Annotated in this window: 22 protein-coding genes; 15 read left to right on the top strand and 7 right to left on the bottom strand. The window is 66.1% G+C overall.

The genetic code is table 11. The features are described 5' to 3' along the window. From R5H30_RS12450 to R5H30_RS12425, 6 genes are all read left to right on the top strand, one after another. Entirely contained in the window at window positions 1–690 is a 690-nt protein-coding gene (locus tag R5H30_RS12450; RefSeq protein ID WP_318328715.1) for a response regulator transcription factor, read from the top strand. Window positions 691–790: 100 nt separating this feature from the next. Further along, the gene (ltnD, locus tag R5H30_RS12445) at window positions 791–1696 is read left to right on the top strand and encodes an L-threonate dehydrogenase (protein WP_318328714.1); all 906 of its coding nucleotides are present in this window, start codon (window positions 791–793) and stop codon (window positions 1694–1696) included. After that, the gene (gene otnK / locus R5H30_RS12440) at window positions 1693–2964 is read left to right on the top strand and encodes a 3-oxo-tetronate kinase (protein WP_318328713.1); all 1272 of its coding nucleotides are present in this window, start codon (window positions 1693–1695) and stop codon (window positions 2962–2964) included. The genes ltnD and otnK overlap by 4 nt, the downstream gene beginning before the upstream one ends. Continuing rightward, window positions 2961–3611, top strand: coding sequence for a 3-oxo-tetronate 4-phosphate decarboxylase (gene otnC / locus R5H30_RS12435; RefSeq protein WP_318328712.1), 651 nt, complete (start codon window positions 2961–2963; stop codon window positions 3609–3611). Before otnK ends, otnC begins: the two co-directional genes overlap by 4 nt. Next, window positions 3608–4381, top strand: coding sequence for a hydroxypyruvate isomerase family protein (locus R5H30_RS12430; RefSeq protein WP_318328711.1), 774 nt, complete (start codon window positions 3608–3610; stop codon window positions 4379–4381). The genes otnC and R5H30_RS12430 overlap by 4 nt, the downstream gene beginning before the upstream one ends. A 59-nt stretch (window positions 4382–4440) precedes the next feature. Continuing rightward, entirely contained in the window at window positions 4441–5376 is a 936-nt protein-coding gene (locus R5H30_RS12425; RefSeq protein WP_318328709.1) for a 2-hydroxyacid dehydrogenase, read from the top strand. A 7-nt stretch (window positions 5377–5383) separates the two neighbouring features. Here the strand turns inward: R5H30_RS12425 and R5H30_RS12420 are convergent, their stop codons facing one another. Next, on the bottom strand, window positions 5384–5974 hold the full coding sequence (locus tag R5H30_RS12420; RefSeq protein WP_318328708.1) for a LysE family translocator: 591 nt from the start codon (window positions 5972–5974) through the stop codon (window positions 5384–5386). Beyond that, window positions 5968–7005, bottom strand: coding sequence for an L-idonate 5-dehydrogenase (locus tag R5H30_RS12415; protein ID WP_318328707.1), 1038 nt, complete (start codon window positions 7003–7005; stop codon window positions 5968–5970). The genes R5H30_RS12420 and R5H30_RS12415 overlap by 7 nt, the downstream gene beginning before the upstream one ends. A gap of 110 nt (window positions 7006–7115) precedes the next feature. Between R5H30_RS12415 and R5H30_RS12410 the strand changes: the two genes are divergently transcribed. From R5H30_RS12410 to R5H30_RS12395, 4 genes are read left to right on the top strand one after another with little or no spacing between them, the layout of a single operon-like run. After that, window positions 7116–7877: an SDR family oxidoreductase gene (locus R5H30_RS12410; protein ID WP_318328706.1), complete on the top strand. Its 762-nt coding sequence runs from the start codon at window positions 7116–7118 to the stop codon at window positions 7875–7877. 11 nt (window positions 7878–7888) lie between these two features. Beyond that, window positions 7889–8809: an NAD(P)-dependent oxidoreductase gene (locus tag R5H30_RS12405; RefSeq protein WP_318328705.1), complete on the top strand. Its 921-nt coding sequence runs from the start codon at window positions 7889–7891 to the stop codon at window positions 8807–8809. A gap of 16 nt (window positions 8810–8825) precedes the next feature. Next, on the top strand, window positions 8826–9725 hold the full coding sequence (locus R5H30_RS12400; protein WP_318328704.1) for a phytanoyl-CoA dioxygenase family protein: 900 nt from the start codon (window positions 8826–8828) through the stop codon (window positions 9723–9725). 41 nt (window positions 9726–9766) lie between these two features. Further along, complete coding sequence (locus R5H30_RS12395; protein ID WP_318328703.1) at window positions 9767–10501, top strand: SDR family oxidoreductase; 735 nt, start codon at window positions 9767–9769, stop codon at window positions 10499–10501. On the opposite strand, the gene R5H30_RS12390 is transcribed toward R5H30_RS12395, so the two are convergent. The 5 genes from R5H30_RS12390 to R5H30_RS12370 all read right to left on the bottom strand — a co-directional run bounded on the left by R5H30_RS12390 (window position 10498) and on the right by R5H30_RS12370 (window position 15876). Further along, complete coding sequence (locus tag R5H30_RS12390) at window positions 10498–11391, bottom strand: DMT family transporter (protein WP_318328702.1); 894 nt, start codon at window positions 11389–11391, stop codon at window positions 10498–10500. The two genes, R5H30_RS12395 and R5H30_RS12390, sit on opposite strands and share 4 nt — an antisense overlap. 236 nt (window positions 11392–11627) lie before the next feature. Next, window positions 11628–12263: a DUF998 domain-containing protein gene (locus R5H30_RS12385; RefSeq protein ID WP_318328701.1), complete on the bottom strand. Its 636-nt coding sequence runs from the start codon at window positions 12261–12263 to the stop codon at window positions 11628–11630. A gap of 69 nt (window positions 12264–12332) precedes the next feature. Further along, window positions 12333–13934, bottom strand: a complete 1602-nt coding sequence (locus R5H30_RS12380) for a TRAP transporter large permease (protein ID WP_318328790.1) — start codon at window positions 13932–13934, stop codon at window positions 12333–12335. A gap of 28 nt (window positions 13935–13962) precedes the next feature. Further along, window positions 13963–14766, bottom strand: coding sequence for a TRAP transporter small permease subunit (locus tag R5H30_RS12375; RefSeq protein ID WP_318328700.1), 804 nt, complete (start codon window positions 14764–14766; stop codon window positions 13963–13965). Window positions 14767–14868: 102 nt separating this feature from the next. Further along, the gene (locus R5H30_RS12370; RefSeq protein ID WP_412105137.1) at window positions 14869–15876 is read right to left on the bottom strand and encodes a TRAP transporter substrate-binding protein; all 1008 of its coding nucleotides are present in this window, start codon (window positions 15874–15876) and stop codon (window positions 14869–14871) included. Between the two features lie 219 nt (window positions 15877–16095). Between R5H30_RS12370 and R5H30_RS12365 the strand changes: the two genes are divergently transcribed. From R5H30_RS12365 to R5H30_RS12345, 5 genes are all read left to right on the top strand, one after another. Beyond that, a complete protein-coding gene (locus tag R5H30_RS12365; protein ID WP_318328698.1) occupies window positions 16096–16782 on the top strand; it encodes a GntR family transcriptional regulator in 687 nt (228 codons plus the stop codon). Between the two features lies 1 nt (window position 16783). After that, on the top strand, window positions 16784–18124 hold the full coding sequence (locus R5H30_RS12360; protein ID WP_318328696.1) for an NAD(P)H-dependent oxidoreductase: 1341 nt from the start codon (window positions 16784–16786) through the stop codon (window positions 18122–18124). A 156-nt stretch (window positions 18125–18280) separates the two neighbouring features. Next, a complete protein-coding gene (locus tag R5H30_RS12355; RefSeq protein ID WP_318328695.1) occupies window positions 18281–19576 on the top strand; it encodes an OmpP1/FadL family transporter in 1296 nt (431 codons plus the stop codon). Between the two features lie 51 nt (window positions 19577–19627). Next, window positions 19628–20932: a cytochrome P450 gene (locus R5H30_RS12350; protein ID WP_318328693.1), complete on the top strand. Its 1305-nt coding sequence runs from the start codon at window positions 19628–19630 to the stop codon at window positions 20930–20932. A gap of 164 nt (window positions 20933–21096) precedes the next feature. Continuing rightward, the gene (locus tag R5H30_RS12345) at window positions 21097–21774 is read left to right on the top strand and encodes a hypothetical protein (protein ID WP_318328692.1); all 678 of its coding nucleotides are present in this window, start codon (window positions 21097–21099) and stop codon (window positions 21772–21774) included. Window position 21775: the final 1 nt, after the last annotated feature.

The raw sequence follows: 21775 nt of genomic DNA, 5'->3' as shown, positions 1-21775 counted from the left end.
ATGACGCAGCCCACCATCCTGATCGTCGACGACGACCCCGAGATCACCGATGCCCTGTCGCGGGGGCTGCGGATGCACGGTTACGCCACCTTGACCGAGACCACCATCGAAGGCGCCGAGACGCGGTTCGCGGCGCCCGAGGTGTCCGCCGCGATCGTCGACGTGATGCTCGGCCCGCTCAGCGGGATCGACCTCGTCGAACGCCTGCGTCGATCCGGCAACGAAAAGCCGATCCTGATGCTCTCGGCGCTTGCCGAAGTCGAGGACCGGGCGGCCGGCCTCCAGGCTGGTGCGGACGACTACATCGTGAAACCCTTCGCCTTCGACGAGCTGGTGGCACGCCTGCAGGTGCAGGAGCGCCGCGCCAGCGCGCAGCCGCGCCCTGCGTTCAGGCTCGAACGTGCGGCCCGGGCGGTGCAAGGGCAGGACCGGACCGAACACCTGACCGAGCGAGAGTTTGCCTTGATAGAGATGCTCGATCGGCACCGTGGCGATGTCCTGTCTCGCGGCGCGATCTTCGATGCGCTCTGGGCGCAGGAGGGGACGTCGTCGGAAAACGTGGTGGATGTCTACATCGGGTATCTGCGCAAGAAACTGGCGCCGCTGTCGGATTTCGGCGTCGAGATCCAGACCATCCGCAACCGCGGGTTCATGCTGCGCCGCGTGGAGTCGCAAGAGCAGGACGACTGATGCCCAAGTCTTTTTTCTGTTGATTCAACGCCGTGGACCGGCAGTGTAGGGCGGCGCGCGCCCGACCGGAAGGCGCTGGAAAGACGGGGGAGAAACGGACATGCCAAACATCGCGGTCATCGGGTTGGGGTCGATGGGATATGGCCTTGCGGCCAATGCGCTGAAGGCGGGTCACACCGTTGTCGGATGCGATGTCGACGCCGAAAAGGTCGCGCGGTTCCGCGCGGAAGGCGGCGCGGAGGCGACACTTGCCGAGATGGCCTCCGAGCTCGACGCGGTGGTCAGCGTCGTGCTGAACGCCGCGCAGACCGAAACGATCCTTTTCGGAACCGACGGCGTGGTACCGGCGCTCAGCCCCGGCGCGGTCGTGCTGTCCTGCGCCACCGTCGCGCCGGATTTCGCGCGGACGATGGAGAGGCGCTGTGCCGAACATGGCGTACTCTATCTCGATGCCCCGATTTCCGGTGGCGCCGGCAAGGCGGCGAGTGGCGAGCTGACCGTGATGGCCTCGGGCACGTCCAAGGCCTTTGCTGCGGCCCGCCCGGTGCTCGACGCGGTCTCGACCACCGTGTTCGAACTGGGTGATGCCGCCGGCCCCGGCTCGGCGATGAAGGCTACCAACCAGCTGCTGGCCGGAGTGCATCTGGCCAGCATGGCAGAGGCGCTGACCTTCGGCCTGTCGCAGGGTATCGCCCCCCAAACTTTCCTCGAGGTGATTTCGAAGAGCGCGGGCACAAGCTGGATGCTGGAGAACCGCACGCCGCATATCGTCGCCGGTGACTACACGCCGTTGAGCTCGGTCAACATCTGGCCCAAGGATCTCGGCATAGTGCTCGACATCGCGCGCGACGCGCAGTTCGACGCGCCCGTCGCGGCCGCTGCCCTTCAGCAGTTCGTCGCCGCCGCCGACATGGGGCTGGGGCACGAGGACGACGCCGCCGTCGCCAAGGTCTACGCCCGCAACGCCGGGCTGACGCTGCCCGGCGAGGCGGACAGCACGGCATGAGTACTCTGCTGGGCTGCATAGCCGACGACTTCACCGGGGCCACGGACCTTGCCGGTTTGCTGGCGCGCAGCGGGCGGAAGGTATCGCTTCGGATCGGCCTGCCCGAAGGGCCGTCGGACGACCCGGCGCCGTTCGAGGTGATCGCCCTCAAGATCCGGACCGCGCCGGTCGACACGGCCGTGGCCGAGGCCTGTGCTGCGCTCGACTGGTTGCGCGCGGCAGGGGCCGAGCGGTTCTTCTGGAAATACTGCTCGACCTTCGATTCCACGCCGGAGGGCAACATCGGCCCCGTGAGCGAAGCGCTGATGGACCGCCTCGGCGCGCGCCAGACGATCTACTGCCCGGCCTTCCCTGAGAATGGCCGGTCGATCTTCATGGGCAACCTCTTCGTCGGACGCCAACCATTGGCCGAAAGCCCGATGAAGGACCATCCGCTGACGCCGATGCGCGACAGCAACCTGATGCGCCTTCTGGAGCCGCAAGTGACCGGCAAGGTCGGGCTGGTGGACCGGCTTTGCGTCGCGCAGGGCGCGGAGGCGATCCGGGCCGAACTCGACCGGCTGGCAGGACAGGATATCGCACACGTGGTCGTCGACGCTGTGGCGGATGCCGACCTCGACGCCATTGCACGTGCCTGCCGTGACATGGCGCTGATGACCGGGGGGTCGGCCGTGGCGATGCCGCTGCCCGACCTTCTGGCTGAGACCGGCAAGCTCCGGGAAGGCGCGTCGCGTCCCGAACAGCCGCGACTCGCGCCCGAGGCCTTCGTGGCGTCGGGCAGCTGTTCGGCGATGACCCGGGCGCAGGTGCGCAGCTTTCTAGACGCGGGCCGGCCCGGCTTTCGACTGCGCCCCGAGGACTTGGACCGCGACGGGATCGGGCCGGCCCGGGACTGGCTGCAGGCGCAGGACCTGACGCAGGCACCGCTGGTCTATGCCAGCGCCGATCCCGACGACGTCCGGGCGGCACAGGACGCGCTCGGCGTGGCGCGCGCCGGGACGCTTGTCGAGGACGCGCTGGCCGAACTTGCCGTTCTGGCACGCGATCTCGGCGCGCGCCGCTTCGTGGTGGCGGGCGGAGAAACCTCGGGCGCGGTGACGGGTGCGCTTGGCGTCGCGCGGCTTGACATTGGCGCCGAGATCGCCCCCGGCGTGCCGTGGTGTTACTGCAATTCGGCGGGTGCGGAGATCGCCCTGGCGCTGAAATCCGGCAATTTCGGCACCGAGGACTTCTTCCAAGGCGCGCTGGAGAAACTGGACGAGCGATGACCGAAGAAACCCGCCTGCGCGAGACGATCTGCCTGCTGGCAAAATCGATGTTCGACCGTGGTCTGACCTTCGGGTCGACCGGCAACATCTCGGCGCGACTGCCCGACGGAGGGCTTCTGGTCTCGCCCACCGGCACTTCCTTCGGACGGCTCGACCCGGGGCGCCTGTCGCGCTTCGATGCGGCCGGCCAGTTGGTCGAGGGCGACCCGCCGACCAAGGAGATGCCGCTGCACACGGCCTTTTACGACACGCGCTCCAGCGCCGGAGCGGTGGTGCATCTGCATTCGTCTCACGCGGTGGCGTGGTCGCTGATGCCAAACGCGGACGCGGACGATTTCCTGCCGCCGCTGACGCCCTACGCGGTGATGAAGCTGGGCCGGGTCAAGCTGCTGCCGTTCTTCGTGCCGGGCGATCCGGCGATGGGCGAGGCGGTGCGCGGGCTAGCCGGCAAGCGCAGCGCCGTGATGCTGGCCAACCACGGTCCCGTCGTGGCCGGCAAGGACGTGGAGGCCGCCTGCAACGCCATCGAGGAGCTGGAAGAGACCGCGCGACTTGCCATGCTCTTGCGCGGGATCCCGGCACGGCAGCTGACCGAGGCGCAGGTCAGGGACGTGGTCACGGCCTTCGACGTGGAGTGGGAGGCATGAAGTTCTCGGCCAACCTCGGCTTGCTCTGGACCGACCGCAGCCTGCCCGATGCCATCCGCGCTGCAAAGACGGCGGGGTTCGATGCCGTGGAATGCCACTGGCCCTATGTCGTGCCGACGTCCGAAACCGTCGCTGCCCTGGAAGAGACCGGCCTCACCATGCTCGGCCTCAACACCTCGCGCGGCGATGTCGCGGCGGGCGAGAACGGCCTTGCGGCGCTGCCCGGGCGCGGGACAGAGGCGCGCGCGGCCGTCGACGCGGCCATCGTCTATGCCGCAGCCACGGGTACGCGCAATATTCACGTCATGGCAGGGTTCTCGGAAGGCCGGGAGGCCCGCGACACGTACATTGCGAACATTGAATATGCCTGCGATGCCGCCGCGGCGCACGGGGTCACGATCCTGATCGAGCCTCTCAACCGCTACGACGCGCCGGGATACTTCCTGACCACCACGACGCAGGCGGCGGACATCATCAAGACCGTGGGTGCCGGGAACCTCAAGCTGATGTTCGACTGCTACCATGTGCAGCTGATGGAAGGCGACGTGAGCCACCGGCTGGAACGGCTGATGCCGCAGATCGGGCACATCCAGATCGCAGCCGTGCCCGACCGCGGCGCGCCGGATCACGGCGAGCTCGATTACCGCCACATCCTCGGCGTTCTGCACGATCTGGGATGGGATGCGCCGATCGGCGCCGAGTACAAGCCCGGCGGCGACACCGACGCCAGCCTGGGCTGGCTGGACGATCTGCGCGCGCCGCTTGGTTGACACGCGGCGCGATGCGCCTGATCGTGCCGCCGACACGAACACCAGGGCAGGAGCAGCACATGGCCGACACACTCGCCATCGGCAATTACAGCGACGAAGACCAAAAGGCGCTGCAAGAGAAGAGCGCGGTCTTCATCGGCTCCACGGACGATCTCGACGGTCTCGAACCGGGGCAGCGCGAGGCGATCCGGGCGGTGGCCTTCAAGGGCCACAAGCCTTTCGGCCCGGCGCAGATGGACCTGCTGCCCAATCTCGGGCTGATCGCGAATTACGGAGTCGGCTATGACGCCATCGACATAGACGCGGCCAGCGCGCGCGGCGTCAAGGTCACGAACACGCCGGACGTTCTGAACGACGATGTCGCCGATCTTGCCGTCGCCATGCTGATCATGCAGGGCCGCGAGATGCGTCAGGCCTCGGAATGGGCGCGCTCCGGCCAGTGGAAGGACAAGGGCGAGTACCGTCTCAACCGCAAGGTCAGCGGCGGCGTGGCGGGCATCGTGGGGCTCGGCCGGATCGGCCGGGACATCGCCGACAGGCTCGCGGCCTTCAAGATGGAAATCCACTACTTCGCGCGCTCCGAAAAGGAGACGCCGGGCTGGACCTACCATGCCGACCCGGTGTCGCTGGCCAAGGCGGTCGATTACCTCGTCGTGGCCCTTGTCGGCGGCCCGGACACCGAGAAATTCGTCTCGAAGGAGGTGATCGAGGCGCTGGGGCCGCGCGGGATTATCGTCAACATCTCGCGCGGGACGACCATCGACGAGGCGGCGATGCTTGACGCTCTGGAACAGGGCAAGATCGCCGGTGCGGCGCTTGACGTGTTCCTGAACGAACCCGACATCGACGCGCGGTTCTACGACCTCGACAACGTGGTGATCCAGCCGCACCAGGGCTCGGGCACGGTCGAGACCCGCGCCGCGATGGGCCAATTGCAGCGCGACAACGTGACGGCCTTCCTCGCCGGCAAGGACCTGCTGACACCGGTCAACTGACCGAGCGTCAGGCCGCGGACCAGATCGCAAGGAAGACCACCGCCAGCATTGCCAGCGCCATCCCGACATTGATGGCGCGCTGGGTCCGGTCCGGCAGGTCGAGCCGGTGCAGCGTGACCCCGGCCCAGAGCCAGGCGAGGTGGATCGGGATCCAGATGCCGTTGAGGATCACCACCTTGGCGGCGATCTCGAAACCGAGGTTGCCGGGCGCGAAGCCGAAGCCGGTGAACAGCGAGGTGTTCACCGCGTAGGCCTTGGGATTGATCGCCTGCAGCGCCAGCCCGCCGACGAGGCCGGGCGGCGTCTTGGCCTCGACGAAGGCGATGCGCGAGCCGGCGAAGGCGATGCGCGCGGCGAGATAGAGCAGGTAGGCGACCGAGACCGCCATCAGCACGGTGCGCAGCCAGGGGATCGACAGCACCACCGCCGCAAGGCCGCTGATCACCGCCAGCATCACCATGTTGGTGCCCAGAAAGAGGCCGAGAACATAGCCCAGCGACGGGCGGAACCCGTAGGCTGCGCCGAAGCCCGCGGTGGTCAGCACGCCGGGTCCGGGGGTGACGAGCAGCAGGAAGACCGCCGCGGCGAAGGTCAGCACGCGGCAAAGTCCAGTTGCACCTTCATCGCCTTGCTGCGGTCCGATGCGGTGGCGAAAGCGGTTTCGAACTCGGCCAGCGGGTAGGTGTGGGTCAACAGCGGTTTCACGTCGATCAGCCCGGTCTGCATCATCCGGACCGCGACCGCGAATTCTTCGTGGAAGCGGAATGAGCCGACTAGGTCGATTTCCTTGGCCGTCAGCATCATCATCGGCACGCTCATGTCGCCCGACAGGCCCAGTTGCACGCAGGTGCCGCGCGGGCGCAGGCAGGCGAGGCCCGCGGCCAGGGCCGCCTCGGCGCCCGAGCATTCGAAATGGATGTCGAGCGTGCCCTTGCCCTGCCGGTAGGGCTCGAGCGCCTCGGGGTCGCGCGCGGTGTTCAGCACCACGTCCGCCCCGGCCGCGCGGGCGAAGTCGAGCACGTTGTCGGCGATGTCGGTGGCGACGATCTCGGACGCACCGGCGCGGCGCGCGACGAGGATCACCAACACGCCGATGGGGCCGCAGCCGGTGACGAGGACGCGCTTGCCCAGGGTCTTTCCGGCCTGCCCGACGCCGTGCAGGCAGACCGAGAGCGGTTCGGCCATTGCCGCCTCTGCCGGGCTCAGCCCATCCGCCTTCACGCATTGCGCCGCCTGCGCGACGATTTCTTCGCGAAAGGCGCCCTGGATGTGCGGGAACGGCATGGCCGAGCCGTAAAAGCGCATGTCGAGGCACTGGTTCGGCAATCCGCGCAGGCATTCGATGCAGGCGCCGCAGGGCCGGGACGGAGAAACCGCGACGAGATCGCCTGCCGAAAGCCCGCTGAGTTCCGGCCCAACGGCGGAGATCTCGCCGGCGACCTCATGGCCGAGGATCATCGGCTCGCGCAGCCGGACGCTGCCGAAGCCGCCGTTGTGAAAATAGTGCAGGTCGGAACCGCAGATCCCGCCGCGCAGCATCCGGACGACGACTTCGCCCGGGCCTGGTTCCTCGCGCGGCAGGTCGGCCAGGCGCAGGTCATGCGCCGCGTGGGCAAAGAGTGCTTTCATGGGGAATTCCTCCGCCGGAGTGCTTGCATCGGCCCTTGAATGGTATACCATTTTGACCAAAGTGGGTTTGCCGGATGTTGTCAACACCGCGCCGCCCGCAGGGAGGATGCATGCAACTCTTCGACCTGACCGGCCGGCGCGCGCTGGTAACCGGTTCCTCCATGGGAATTGGCCTCGCACTGGCGCGCGGCCTGTCCGAGGCGGGCGCACGGGTGGTCCTGAACGCGCGCGACGCCGAGCGGCTGGAACAGGCGGCACAAGGCCTGCGCGACGCGGGCGCAGAGGTGGACACGCTGGTTTTCGACGTCACGGACGCCGAGGCCGTACGTGCACAGATCGACGCGTTCGAGGCCGGCACCGGACCCATCGACATCCTTGTCAACAACGCCGGGATGCAGCATCGCACGCCGCTCGAAGAGTTCCCGGTCGAGGCCTTCGACCGGCTGATGCGCACCAATCTCAACTCGGCCTTCTATGTCGGCCAGGCCGTCGCGCGACACATGATCCCGCGCGGGGCTGGGCGGATCATCAATATCGCCAGCGTTCAGACGGCACTTGCCCGACCCGGCATCGCGCCCTACACGGCGTCGAAAGGGGCGGTCGCCAACCTGACCAAGGGCATGGCGACCGACTGGGCGAAGCACGGGCTCAACTGCAACGCCATCGCGCCGGGCTATTTCGATACGCCGCTCAACGCCGCTCTGGTCGCGGACCCCGAGTTCAGCGCCTGGCTGGAAAAGCGCACGCCCGCCGGGCGCTGGGGCCGTGTCGAGGAGCTGGTCGGCGCCTGCGTTTTCCTGGCCTCGGCGGCCTCCAGTTTCGTGAACGGCCAGACGATCTTCGTCGACGGCGGGATCACGGCAAGCATCTGAAAGGAAAAGACATGAGCGACAAACCGGTCATCGGCTTCATCGGCGTGGGCCTCATGGGCCACGGCATGGCGAAGAACCTCCTGCAGGCGGGCTATCCGCTGGTGGTCAAGGGCAACCGCAACCGCGCGCCGGTCGACGACCTCGTGGGCATGGGCGCGACCGAGGCCACGTCGCCGAAGGAAATGGCGCAGCAATGCGACATCATCCACATCTGCCTGTCGAACAGCCCGCAGGTCGAAGGCGTCATCCGCGGCCCCGACGGCATTCTCGCCGGCGCGCGCGAGGGGCTGATCGTGATCGACGCCTCGACCGCGGATCCGAACTCGACGCTGGCACTGGCCGAGGAACTGGCAGGCAAGGGTGCCACGATGGTCGACGCGCCGCTGGGCCGCACGCCCAAGGAAGCCGAGGAAGGCACGCTCGACGTCATGGTGGGCTGCGACCCGGCGACCTTCGACAAGATCCGCCCCGTGATCGACTGCTGGGGCGGCAACGTCAATCACATGGGCCCCACCGGGAACGGCCACAAGATGAAGCTTCTGATGAACTTTGTCTCGATGGGATATGCTTCGCTTTACGCCGAGGCGACGGTGCTTGGCGCCAAGGCGGGTATCGCGCCGGCACAGTTCCGCGACGTGATCGGGTCGAGCCGTCTGGCAAACGGGTTTTTCGACACGTTCATGCGCTATACCGTCGACCGGGACCGCGACGCGCACAAGTTCGCGGTCGCCAATGCCGCCAAGGACCTGCGCTATGTCAACGCGATGGCGATGGAGGCGGGCATGGTCAACGTCATGTCCTCGGCCGCGTTGCAGTATTTTGCCCATGTCGAGGCGATCGGGAAGGGCCAGGATTACGTGCCGATGATCTCGGATCACGTCGCGCGGCTGTGCGGGGTCGACATGGAGGAAGAGGCGAAGAAGGGCCGCTAGGGAGGGAGGACCGGACATGCTGAGCGAGGCCGACAAGGAGTTTTACGCCGAGAACGGCTACCTGCTGGTCGAGGACGTGGTGACGCCGGACGAGCTTGCGCGGCTGCGCGAGATCACCAACGGGTTGATCGACGCCTCGCGGGACGTGCGCGAAAGCAACGAGGTCTACGATCTCGACGCGGGCCACGGGCCGGACACTCCGCGCCTCACGCGCATCAAGCTGCCGCACAAGCGCGATCCGTTCTACTGGGAGGTTCTGCGCAACTTGCGCATGACCGAGGTGCTGCATGACCTGCTCGGGCCGGACACGACGCTGCTGACCTCGAAGCTCAACACCAAGGCACCCGGCGGCGGGGCGGCCGTGGAATGGCACCAGGACTGGCATTTCTACCCGCACACCAACGACGATCTGCTGGCTTTCGGCCTGATGCTCGAGGATGTCGACGCCGACAACGGCCCGCTGATGGTGGTGCCGGGCAGCCATCGCGGGCCGATCCTCAGCCATCATGTCAACGGCGTGTTCGCCGGGGCCATCGACCCCGACGATCCGCAGTTCAAGAAGGACAGGATCGTCACCCTGACCGGCAAGGCCGGCAGCATGACCGTGCATCACACCCGCATCCTGCACGGCTCGGCCCCGAACGTCAGCGACCGCGCGCGGCGCATCCTGTTCTACGAGATCGCCAGGGCTGACGCCTGGCCGATCCTCGGCTCGAACAGCTATTTCCACGCGCTGGGCCAGCGCAGGTTCTGGGAGGATCTGCAGGACCGCACGATCACCGGCAAACCCTGCCTGACGCCCCGGGTCGAACAGGTGCCCGTCGTCATGCCGCTGCCGCCGGCGCCGGACAGCAGTTCCATCTTCAAGACACAGGAATCTGCGGGGGCGAAGAGCGCCTTCGCGAAGGCGACCTGAGGCCCAGGGCCCCACGTCGCGAGACATCCAAGGAGACACTCATGAAATCGATCCTGATCACCGGTGCCGGCAGCGGCGTGGGGCGCGCCACCGCGAACGCCTTCCTGGACGCGGGCTGGCGCGTCGGCCTCGTCGGACGCCGCGAAGGCCCGCTGCAGGAAACGGCGGCAGGCAACGAACACGCGCTGGTGCTGCCCTGCGATGTGACCGACGAGGCGGAGGTCGATGCCGCCTTCGACAAGGCGACGGGCGAATGGGGCCATCTCGACGCGCTGTTCAACAACGCGGGCGTCAGCCTCGGCGGCGCGCCGATCGACGAGATCGACGTCGGCGACTGGCGCAAGCTGATCGAGATCAACCTCACCGGCAGCTTCATCGCGGCGCGCGCGGCGTTCCGCATCATGCGCCACCAGGATCCGCAGGGCGGGCGTATCATCAACAACGGTTCGGTCTCGGCCTACGTTCCGCGTTGGGGCTCGGTGGCCTACACCGCCTCCAAGCACGCGATCACCGGCCTCACCAAGACCATCAGCCTCGACGGCCGTCCCTTCAACATCGCCTGCGGTCAGATCGACATCGGCAATGCGCTGACCGACATGGCCTCGAAGATGACCGCCGGCGTGCCGCAGGCCGACGGGTCGATCGCGGTCGAGCCGGTGATGGACGTGAGCAACGTGTCGGATTCGGTGCTGCACATGGCCTCGCTGCCGCTCGAGGCCAACGTGCAGTTCATGACCGTGATGGCCTCGGCGATGCCCTACATCGGTCGCGGTTAGTCGGGGCTGCCAGCCTTCGCCTTCTCGCGCTGCCAGATGTAGAGGCCTGAGCCGATGATGATCAGCCCGCCGCCGAGCGTCCAGACCGTGGGCCAGGTATCGAAGACGAGGATGCCGGCGACGGCGGCCAGAAACAGCTGGCTGTAGATCATCGGCGCGAGGATCGAGGCATCGGCCCAGCGGTGCGCGACGTTGGTCAGGATGTGGCCGATCGCGCCGAAGCCGCCGATGGCGAACAGGACCGCCCACTGCGTCGCGGTTTCGGGCCAGGTCCAGACCTGCCAGGCGAAGGGGGCAAGCACCAGCGTGGCCAGCAGGCTGGGCCACATCTGCTGGGTGGCGTCGGTCTCGACGCCCGCCAGCATGCGCGTCATCACGAAATACATCGCCGCAAGGCCGAGCGTCGTGAGGCTGAGGAACATCGCCGGGTGGAAGGCGGCGCTCCACGGCTGGACGACGACCAGCACGCCGATGAACCCCACGCAGACCGCAAGAAAGCGGCGCAGGCCGACCTGCTCTCCGAGGATCGGGATGGCCAGCACGGTGATCGCGATGGGCTGGGCGAACGCGATCGTGGTGGTGACGGTGATCGGCAGGAATTTCAAAGCCCAGAAGTTCAGGATCGTGCTGCCGAACAGGAAGAACGAGCGCAGCACCTGCTTGGCCGGGGCGTTGGACCGGAACGCGGCAAGCCGCTCCTGCGGCAGGTAGAAGAGCCCGGCATAGACGAGGTGTCCGGCATAGCGGGCAAAGACGATCTGCATCACCGGGATGCCGGCGATATTGAGCCATTTCGCCGACGTGTCGATGCAGGTGAAAAAGACGACCGCCAAGAGCATCGTGAAGACGCCCGAGGCCGTGCGCTCCTGGCGCGGGATCACGCCGCGCATGACGCTCCGCCGGTGTTCGCAACTCGGGTGCGCGCGTCCTCCTGCGTGTCCCGGATCGTCCTCGTTTCGATGGGCACGCGCGCCTGCCGTTCCTGCCGTGTGTTCAAATGCTGCCGCACGCGACCCGTGTCCGGATCGCCTTGCCGGCGCGCCTCTGGCGTGCCGTCGGGGCAGGTGCATTTACCCATGACCCGGGGGGGAACCGCAATCGCAAAAAGACTCCGCGCCGGACCCGGCTATCCGAGCTTGCGTCCCCGGGCGATGAAGAGCCGGGCGAAGGTCACGACGACGGCCATGGCGACAAGGCCGAGGTAGCGCTCGTAGATCCCGTCGATTTCCGTCGGCAGCACGAAGAAGATGGGAGCAGACACCGTCCAGAGCACCGCGAGCCCGATCAGAGCGCGACGGTACCCGGGACCGGCACGGCCGGCTCCACGCGACATCAGCGCAGGTGCGGCGGCGAACAGAACCCCGAGGGCGTAGACGAGGTAGACGTGGATGACGACGCCTTCGCTGTCGTTGTCGCCGTATTCGTTGCGGGCCCCGACCAGGAACACGATCAGGCCCGCCAGCGCGAACCCGACCGTGCCGAGGCTCCAGCCCAAGCCGCCCAGATGCACATGGGCGGCCAGCAGGGCGATCGCGATCAGCGAGGCGGAAAACGCGTAGATGCCGGTATCGACGATGAACTCGTAGCGTCCGGCTCCGAGGTCGCTGATCGTGTCGGCGACCCAGTCGTGGTCGGGGACGACGAAATCGGCGATCAGGATCGAGCAGATGAACAGTATGCAGCCGGTGATCGCATAGACCCCCAGCGCGATCATCAGCTTCGGGACCTCCTCGACCGCAGGCGTGGTGGTTTCGTCATTCATCTTCCGCCTCCCGCACACCACGTGGCGCGGCGGCCCGGAATTGCAACCGGGCCGCGGCCAAGCCCCGCCCTAGAGGAAGACCGTGACGATATTGGGCCAGATCAGAAGCACCGACAGGGCCAGCAGCTGCAGGCAGATGAACGGCAGGAAGCCCCGGAAGATCGCCGTCAGCGAGATATGCGGCGGCGCCACGGACTTGAGATAGAAGGCGGCCGGACCGAAGGGCGGCGACAGGAAGCTGACCTGCATGTTCATACAGAAGACCACGCCGAACCAGACCGCGACATGGCGCGGATCGAGGTCGCCGAGGAACCCCAGTTCCTCGACCGGCAGCTTCAGCACGATGGGCAGGAACACCGGCATGATCAGCAGCACGATGCCGACCCAGTCCATGAACATGCCCATGATCAGGAAGATGAACATCATCACCAGGATGATCCCCATCGTCGGCAGATCCGCCGAGACGATCATGTTGGCAACGTAGGTCGGCCCGCCGGCCAGCGTGTAGGCCGCCGCGAGAGAGGCCGCGCCGATGGTCACCCAGATGATCGTTCCCGTGGACTTGAGCGTGCGCATCAGGCTGTCCCAGACGATCTCGAAGGTCATCTCGCGCCGGACGAGGCCGATGGTGAAGACGGCCATGACACCCATCCCCGCGGCCTCGGTGATGCCGGTGATGCCCATGTAGATCGAGCCCAGCACGACACCGATCACGATGGTCGGCGCGATCAGGCCCTTGCCCATCTCCCAGCCTTTCGCGGTGCGCTCGCGCCCGGCGACGAAAAGCATCAGCAACAGTGCGACGACGAAGAAGCCGACCAGCCAGGGAATGTCCGACACCATGCCGAGTGCGATCGGGTCGACACCCTCGATGACCTGGTTCTCGCCGGTCACGGTGAAAAAGACCGCGCGCAGGATCAGCACGCCGGTAATCCAGAGCCCGAACTTGCAGATGAAGCCGAGGAACATCAGCCACTTTTCCCGGCCCTTGGGGTCGCCCGGGTTCTCGGGCGGCAGCGGGGCCAGCGACGGGTTAACTCGCGTGCGGATGATGATGTAGATGATGAAGAACGTGGCCAGCATGAAGCCGGGCAGGAAGGACGCGGTGAACAACGCCTTGATCGAGGTCTCGGTGACCAGCCCGTAGAAGATCAGCACGATCGAGGGCGGGATCATCGTCCCGAGGCTGCCGCTGGCGCAGATCGTGCCGATGGCGAGGTTCTGGTTGTATCCCAACCGCAGCATCTGGGGCAGGGCGATCAGGCCCAGAAGCACCACCTCGCCGCCGATGATACCGGACATCGCGGCCATGATGACGGCCATGATCGAGGTCACGATGGCGATGCCGCCGCGCGCCCGGCTGAGCCACAGGTTGAGCGAGCTGTACATGTCGCGCGCGATGCCCGACCGCTCCAGCAGCGCCGCCATGAAGATGAAGAGCGGCACCGATATAAGCACGTAGTTCGTCATCTGCCGGTAAACGGCCTGCGCCAAGACGGACATTGGTCCCTTGCCGAAGTTGCCGAACAGAAGCTCGGGCCCGAACTTCATGATCAGCACCGCCACCGCCAGGAAGGCCGAAGCGAAGCCGAGCGGCATCCCGATGGCGAGCAGGATGAACATGCCGATCAGCAGGTAGACGCTGAGCGTGCCGACGTCGGACACCTTCATCCAGGCGAAGTATTCGAGAAATTCCACGTTACTTCTCCAGCGTCTTGCGGATGTTTTCGATCTCGACCTCGTCGATCTCGTCGGGGCCGTGATGCTCGGGCAGCTTGTGCCAGTCGGCGATCAGGTTGGATATCGCCTGGATCGCCACGAGGACGATGAGGATCAGGATCGCGGGCTTCACGATGCCGGGGATCGGCGGGTCCCAGGCGGTGCCGAAGGTCTCCATCCGCAAAAAACGGGTCTCGGCATCGCCGTAGCCGCCCCAGACCAGCGCGAAGGTGAAGAACAGCAGCAGCGCCAGCGACAGCACGTCCGATGTCTTCTGCAGCCAGCGCGGCATCATGTCGTAGATCACGTAGATCCGGATATGGCTGCGCTGCTGCATGGCATACTGCCCGGCCATCAGGAACACGAAGGCGGCGATCCACAGCGACAGTTCATTGGCCCAGAGCGTCGGCCTCGAGAAGACGTAGCGCGAGACGACCTCGTAGAACATCACCAGCACGATGAAGGCCACCATGATCATCGCGATGCGCGCGATCACCAGCGAGAAGATGTCCATCGGCCCGGTGGGCGCAGGCTCGATCGCGCCCTGGAAATCGGAAAAGTAGAGCCCCGCGAAGAGGACTGCGGCGGAGAAGGACAAGAGCATGACGGTGACCAGCGGGCGCCCTTCGGGCCGGATCATCTCGTGCATGCCGATGGCGTCGGCGGACAGGATGCGGTTGAAGACCAGCCACATGTAGATCAGCGTCGTCAGCCCGATGAAGCCGAACATCAGCAGTTTCACCGGCTTGCGCAGCGCTCCCAGCCACAGGCTATCGGATTCCATGCCCGTCCTCCCCCGATTTTCTTGGCGTTTTCCGCGCCGTGGCCGCGGGTCCGGTGAGGGTCCCGCGGCGATGGTGTCAACCGGTCAGATGCCGGCCGGGTCTTACTCGATCAGGCCCAGCTGTCGCAGGTAGACCTTGTGGCTTTCGAGGATCTTGCCGGCCTCGGGCGAGCGGGTGCCCCAGTCATCCCAGGCGGCCTGCGCGGCCTTGCGGAATTCGGCGCGGTCCTCGGACGACCAGTCGTAAAGCGTCACGCCCTGCTCGGTCAGTTCGGCGGCCGCCTGCGCGTTGTTGAGCTCGTTCGACAGCGCGATCTGGAACGAGACCTTCTGCCAGGCCGTGTCGATGATCCGGCGCTGCTGGTCGGTCAGACCGTTCCAGACGTCGAGATTGCACGCCAGGTGGTCCGACGGCATCGAGTGGAAGCCGGGGTAGGTGGCGTGCTTGACAATGTCGTAGAGACCCAGACCCACGTTGTTGTAGAGGCCCGAGGCGTCCGCGCCGTCGATGATGCCGGTCTCAAGCGCGGTGAAGATCTCGGTGAAGTCCATCACGATCGGCGAGGCGCCGAGCTTTTCGAAGATCTCGGTTTCCATGCCCGGGGGCGAACGGAACTTCCAGCCCTTGAGATCTTCGAAGCCCGCGATCGGCTTCGAGGAGGACAGCGATTCCTGCCCGTAGATAGACCAGCCGATCAGCTGCATGTTCTGGGCGTTGTAGAGTTCCTGGGCCGCGTCGTAACCGCCGCCGTAGTAGAGCCAGGAATACTGCTGCCAGGGCGTGTCGTAACCGCCCATGATGTCGCCGACGAACTGGAACGCGGGGTTCTTGCCGGTCTGGTAGGCGCCGCCGGTGGCGTCGCAATCGACGATGCCGTTGATCGCGGCGTCGAAGGTCTCGGTGGTCGCCACGACGGACGACGAGTAGAACATCTCGACCGTAATGTCGCCGCCGGACATGACGCTCACGTCATCGGACCATTGCGCCAGCATCTGCCCGGTGGGGTGCTCGGTGGCATAGTGGGTCTGCACGCGCAGTGTGACCGGCTCGGCCAGTGCCGTGGTGGCCAAGAGCGCTGCGCCCGCGGCACCCGTCAGAACGGATTTCATCGTCATTTTCTCCTCCCTGGGCGGTGTCTTCCCCGCCGTTTGGTTCCGCGCGCGTCTCCTCAGCGCGCCCTTAGATGGTATACCATCAGCGGAAGGCTACTGACTGGCGGCTCGACTCGCAACAGATTTTGGTATACCAAATCGATGATTTCGGAGATTGTTGAGGCGCCACGTCCCAAACTTCTGCGCGCCAACCGAAAAATGGTGGGAAAGGGCGCCATGCCGCAGAAGATTCTGGCCGATCAGATCGCCAACGAACTGCGCCGCGATATCCTGCGCGGGAAACTCCCGCCGGGCACCTTCGTCAAGGAACGGGACAATGCCGCCGAGCTCGGCGTCAGCCGCACACCGATGCGCGAGGCGATTCGGATCCTTGCCAAGGAAGGCCTGCTGCAACTGCGCGCCTCCCGCAGCCCGGTGGTCACGCAACTCGACGCGCGCGAAGCCGCGGACCAGACGGCGGTGCTGATCGCGCTCGAGAAACTTTCCGCCGAACTTGCCTGCGAGCATGCGACGGACGCGGATATCGACGGGCTTCAGGCGATGGTCGACGAGATGGCGCGACGCTTCGACCGCGCCGATCCGGTCGACATCTTCGAGATCGACATGGGTTTTCACACCGCCATCGCGGCCGCTTCGCACAACGCCTCTCTGGCCGAGACGCATCGCAGTTTCCTCGAGCGGCTGTGGCGCGCGCGCTACCTCGCCGCGGTCCAGCGGCGCAACCGCGAACGGCTCGTGTCACAGCACCGCGACATCGTCGAGGCGCTGCGGCGTCGCGATCCCGAGGCGGTGCGCGGCGCCATCGAGATCCATCTGCGCGATCTCGCCGCCGACATCAGGCGCGTGATCGAGCGCGAGACGCACTCCGGCGGCGTCAACGGCCGCAACGGGCGGGAGTCCTGAGATGAACCTGTCATCCATGCTGGCGCGGCGCGCCGCCGAGGGCAGGCCGGTCCGGGTCGGGCTGATCGGGGCCGGCAAGTTCGGCTCGATGATCCTCGCGCAGGCCAGGCACATCGCGGGGCTGCACGTCGTCGGGATCGCCGACCTGAATATCGCCGGGGCCCGCGCGGCGCTCGAACGCGTGCACTGGGAACCGGAGCGGTTCGCCGCTTCGTCGCTGTCACAGGCGTCGAGCGACGGCACCACCTGCCTGACCGAAGACGCCGCCGATCTTTTCGCCTTCGAGGGCATCGACTGCATCATCGAGGCGACCGGGCATCCGCTGGCCGGAACGCGCCATGCGCTGGCGGCGATCGAGGCCGGCAAGCACGTGGTCATGGTCAATGTCGAGGCCGACGTGCTCTGCGGCCCCCTGCTGGCACACCGGGCCGCCAAGCAGGGCGTCGTCTACTCGATGGCCTACGGCGATCAGCCGGCGGCGATCTGCGAGCTGGTCGACTGGGTCCGCAGCTGTGGATTCGAGCTCGTGGCGGCCGGCAAGGGGATGAATTTCGCGCCACCTTACCGCTACTCGACCCCCGACACGGTCTGGGACTTCTTCGGCTGGAGCGACGAAGAGGTCGCGGCGGGGGATTTCAACCCGAAGATGTACAATTCCTTCACCGACGGCACCAAGGCCGCGATCGAAATGGCCGCGGTCGCCAATGCCACCGGCCTCGATTGCCCCGAGGACGGGCTGGGCTTTCACCCCGCCGGGCTGCAGGATCTTGCAGGCGTCTTCAAACCCGAGGCGGACGGGGGCCGTCTGGCGTGTGCCGGTCTGGTCGACATCGCGGCCAGCCGCGAACCGGACGGGCGCGTGGTGCTCAACAACATCCAGTACGGGATGTTCGTCACCTTCCGCGCCCCCGACCGCTATACCCGCGACTGCTTCGCCCAGTACGGGCTGCAGACCGACAGCTCCGGCTGGTACGCGTCGATGTGGCGGCCGTTCCACCTGATCGGGCTCGAGACCAGCGTCTCGGTGCTTTCGGCGGTCCTGCGCGGCGAGCCCACGGGATCCTCCACACGCTACCGGGCGGATGCCGTGGCCACGGCGAAAGGTGATTTCGGGGCCGGAGACAGGCTCGACGGAGAGGGCGGTTACAAGGTCTGGGCCAAGGCGATCCCGGCGCGGATCGCCGCGCCGGCCCAGGCGCTGCCGATCGGGCTGGCCCATGACATCAGGCTCAAGCGCGCGGTACGGCGCGACCAGGTGATCACGCTCGACGATGTCGACGTCCGCGACGATCTCGACATCTTCGCGCTGCGGGCCGAGCAGGACGCGCTGCGCGAGACCTGAAGGGATCTCAAAGCCTGCGCCTTTTTCGCATCGCCCGAAACGCGGATGCCGCAACGTCAAGCAAAAAGCTTGATCGGTCATTTCAAGTGTCGGTAGAATAAAATCACAAAATACAAATCGCAGATTGTCTGCGGTCTACTGCGACGGGGGCCACTCATGTTCGATTCCAGCCAACTTCGTTGGACAACCCTGCTTGCGATCACGGTGGCGCTGCCGCAAACCGCCTCCGCCAACGGTTACCAGAACCTGCACCAGAGCGCCGACGGCATGGCCACCGCCTATGCCACCAACGGCGCGGGCGGCGACGATATCTCCGCGATCTTCTCGAATCCGGCGTCGCTGTCGCGCTTTCCCGGCATCAACGCCGCGTTCAACGCGACCGTGATCGCGCCGCGCTCGGAGATGTCGGATATCGAGGCGCTGTCTTATGGCACGGCCGTCGACGGCGCGCCGGACACGCCCGAGCAGGTGCTCGACACAAGCTTCAGCGCCGCCACCTATCTCGGCTGGCAGGTCAACGACCAGCTGACCTTCGGCGTCGCCTTCACCGCGCCCTGGGCCACGGTCTCGGACTATCCCAACACCGCCGCCTCGCGCTACATCGCCACCGACACCGACCTGCGTGCACTGAACATCGCGCCGATGGTATCCTGGCAGGCGACGCCAGAACTGTCGGTCGCCGCGGCGCTCAACATCCAGCACTACAGCGCCGATTTCTCGGTCATGACCGACAGCAACGTCCCCAGCGGCGGCACCGGCGGCGACATTCTCAGCGAGGTCACCGGCACCGATTTCGCGCTGGGTTACACGCTGGGCGTCGAGTGGGAGCGCGGGCCGACCCGGATCGGCCTCTCGTACCGCTCGAAGATCGAGCATGATTTCGACGGTGATATCGAGATGAGCGGCGGCGACGTCTCCGGGCTCGAGGGCATCCTCGGCAATGCGGTGGTGCGCAACGGCTCGGCGGATTTCACCATCGCCACGCCCTGGATCGCAACGCTGGGTATCGCGCACCAGGCGACGCCCAAGCTCGAGCTTTACGGCTCTGCCATGCTGGTGGGCTGGAGCGCCTTCGGCGACACGGTAGTATCCTACGACAACGGCCTGCCGACCACGACGGTGCGCAACGGCTGGGACGACAAGACCTACGTCGCGCTGGGTCTCGGCTACCAGTACAACAGCGATATTAAATTCCGCGGCGGTTTCGCCTACGACCCGACACCGACGCCGGACGACGTGCGCAACCCGCGCGCGCCCAACGCCGACCGGCTCTATATCGGTGCGGGCGTCTCGTGGCAGGCCCGCGAAGACCTGCAGATCGACTTTTCCTGGGCGCACACCTTCTTCGACACCGCGAAAATCGATCTGGACAACGGCAACGGGAACACGCTGAAGGGCGACATCGACGTCGATGCCGACATCTTCATGATCCAGATCGCCAAGCGCTGGTGAACGCCGCGCCTTGCGACGGCATGGTTTCCTGACCCGAGGAGGACGCGTGATATGAATTTCGACGGAGTGCTGCGGCGCATCGCGGACCACCTGACCGGCGAGGAGGATGACGACGAGACGCTGCGTCTGGGTCATGAAGTCGTGCGCGGTGCCGAGGAAGACCCCGACGGGGTGGAAAGCTTCGTGAGTCGCGTCGGCGTCTGGGCCAAGGAACACCCCGGCCCGATCCTCAACGTGCTGCGTAAGCTCAACCCGGTGCTGACGGTCAAGAAGAAGAACCTCGCCATCGTGGGGTCCTTCGAGGGTGTCACCGGCATCCTCGCCAATCACCGCGATTTCGCCGTGACCTACGGCGAAAAGATGAAGAAACTGACCGAGGGCGCGAACTTCTTTCTCGGAGAGGACGACGACTCGGTCGCCGCTTTCGACAACCGCGCGGTGACGACACTGGTGTTCCGGCGCACCGATGCCTCCGACCGGATCCCGAAGACGGTCCGGCGTCTCGCGCAGGAGGCGCTGAACGAAGCGGGGCCGAAGATCGACGCCGTGCAGGACTATCTGCGCCCGGTCGCCGCGCGCTTCGCGATGGAGTATTTCGGGCTCAGGACCACGACGCCCGACGACCTCTACGCGATCACCGAGATCCTCTTCGAGTACCTCTTCATCGACCTCGAGAACACGCCCGACATCGCCACCCGCGCGGATGCCGCCGGTGCGCGGCTGCGCGAGTTGCTCGACCGCGAGATCGCCGATACCGACCGCGCCGGCGAGGATACCGTGATCTCGCGCGGACTGGCGCTGATCGAGGACGGGCGGGTGCCGCTCGACCCCGTGTCACTGCGCAACAACCTGCTGGGACTGCTGATCGGGCTGGTGCCGACGACGCCCAAGGCGGCGGCGATGGGCTATGACTACCTGACCGTCCGAGACGAGCGCGCCGACATCCTGCACGGGGCGCTGGACGATCCAGACCGGCTGCTGGCGGTGATCCGCGAGGGCATGCGTCTCAACCCGATCAACCCCGGTCTGCTGCGAAAGGCCAACCGGACCGTGACCGTTCCGGGCCATGCGCGCGAAGAGATCGATGGCGGCATGATCGTCTTCGTGGCGACCTCGGCGGCGATGCGAGATCCGGATTACGTCGAAGACCCCGAGGAGATCCGCACCGACCGGCCCGGCTCGGTCTACCTCAACAACGGGCTCGGCCTGCATGCCTGCTTCGGGCGCTATATCAACGACTCGAACGTCTTCATCCTGCTGTCAGAGCTTTTGCACGCGGGCTATCGCCGCATTCCCGGCGAGAACCTGCAGTTCGATGGACCCTATCCGGCGCATTTGCCGCTGGCGCGAGCCTGACCGCGGCGCGCGGATGTTAAGGTCAGGTTCCCCCATGCGGACGCATCGAAAACCCCAGGGAAAGCAGGTGCTTGTATCTGCAACTTTGGGGTGAAAACTTTTCTGGGAATGCGCCAGTTCCGTGGTAGCCTGACCGCATTTGGAAAGATTTGAAAGGCCGGCTCATGTCGAACATTGCAGGAAAAGCTTATGCGATGAACGTGGTCACGCCGAGTAACCCACGGGTGACCTGGATCAACCGGCTCTTGTTTCTCGCCGCGCGCGGATTGCCCGTGCGGCTTGGCGGCCTTCTCGGGCTTTCGATCATCCATTTCGCCCGCTGGGTCATCATCCGTCCCAAGGACTGGCCGGACCTCGGGCAGGGCAAGCAGGACGCGCTCAAGAACGACTACGTGCTGTTCTGTTCCAATTTCAACGGCACCTGGGACCAGTACATCGACGCCTTTTCCGACGGCATTCCCTCGGGGCTCGACGCCTTCTGGTATTCGGCCACGAAGTATCCGCAATCGATCCCGATCACCGAGTTCAAGACCTACATCACCCATAACCAGGTCCCGACGGATTACTATTACAACGCCACGCCCGGCTCGGCGCAGCGCGACGTCAAGGGGGCCTTGCGGGTCTATGACACGGTGCTGGCGCTGGAAAAGGCGCATGGCGAAAGCGATCCCGACGCCTTCGACGAGAAATGGCAGGAGGCGATGCTGAGGGTCCAGAATGATCTGGGCGAGCCCGGCTTCGGCCCGGTGGCCAGCCTCGACACCGAGCGGGCGGATCTCAATCGGTTCGAGTACGTTCGCCAGGCCCAGGCCGGTTTCGAACACGAACGGGAGGCCAAGTAAG

Source organism: Roseobacter sp. FCG-D35, from assembly GCF_033436665.1.
Lineage (GTDB): Bacteria > Pseudomonadota > Alphaproteobacteria > Rhodobacterales > Rhodobacteraceae > JAWQFO01.
The sequence above is the reverse complement of the archived record's forward strand: the minus strand, read 5'-3'. Positions and strand labels throughout refer to the sequence as shown.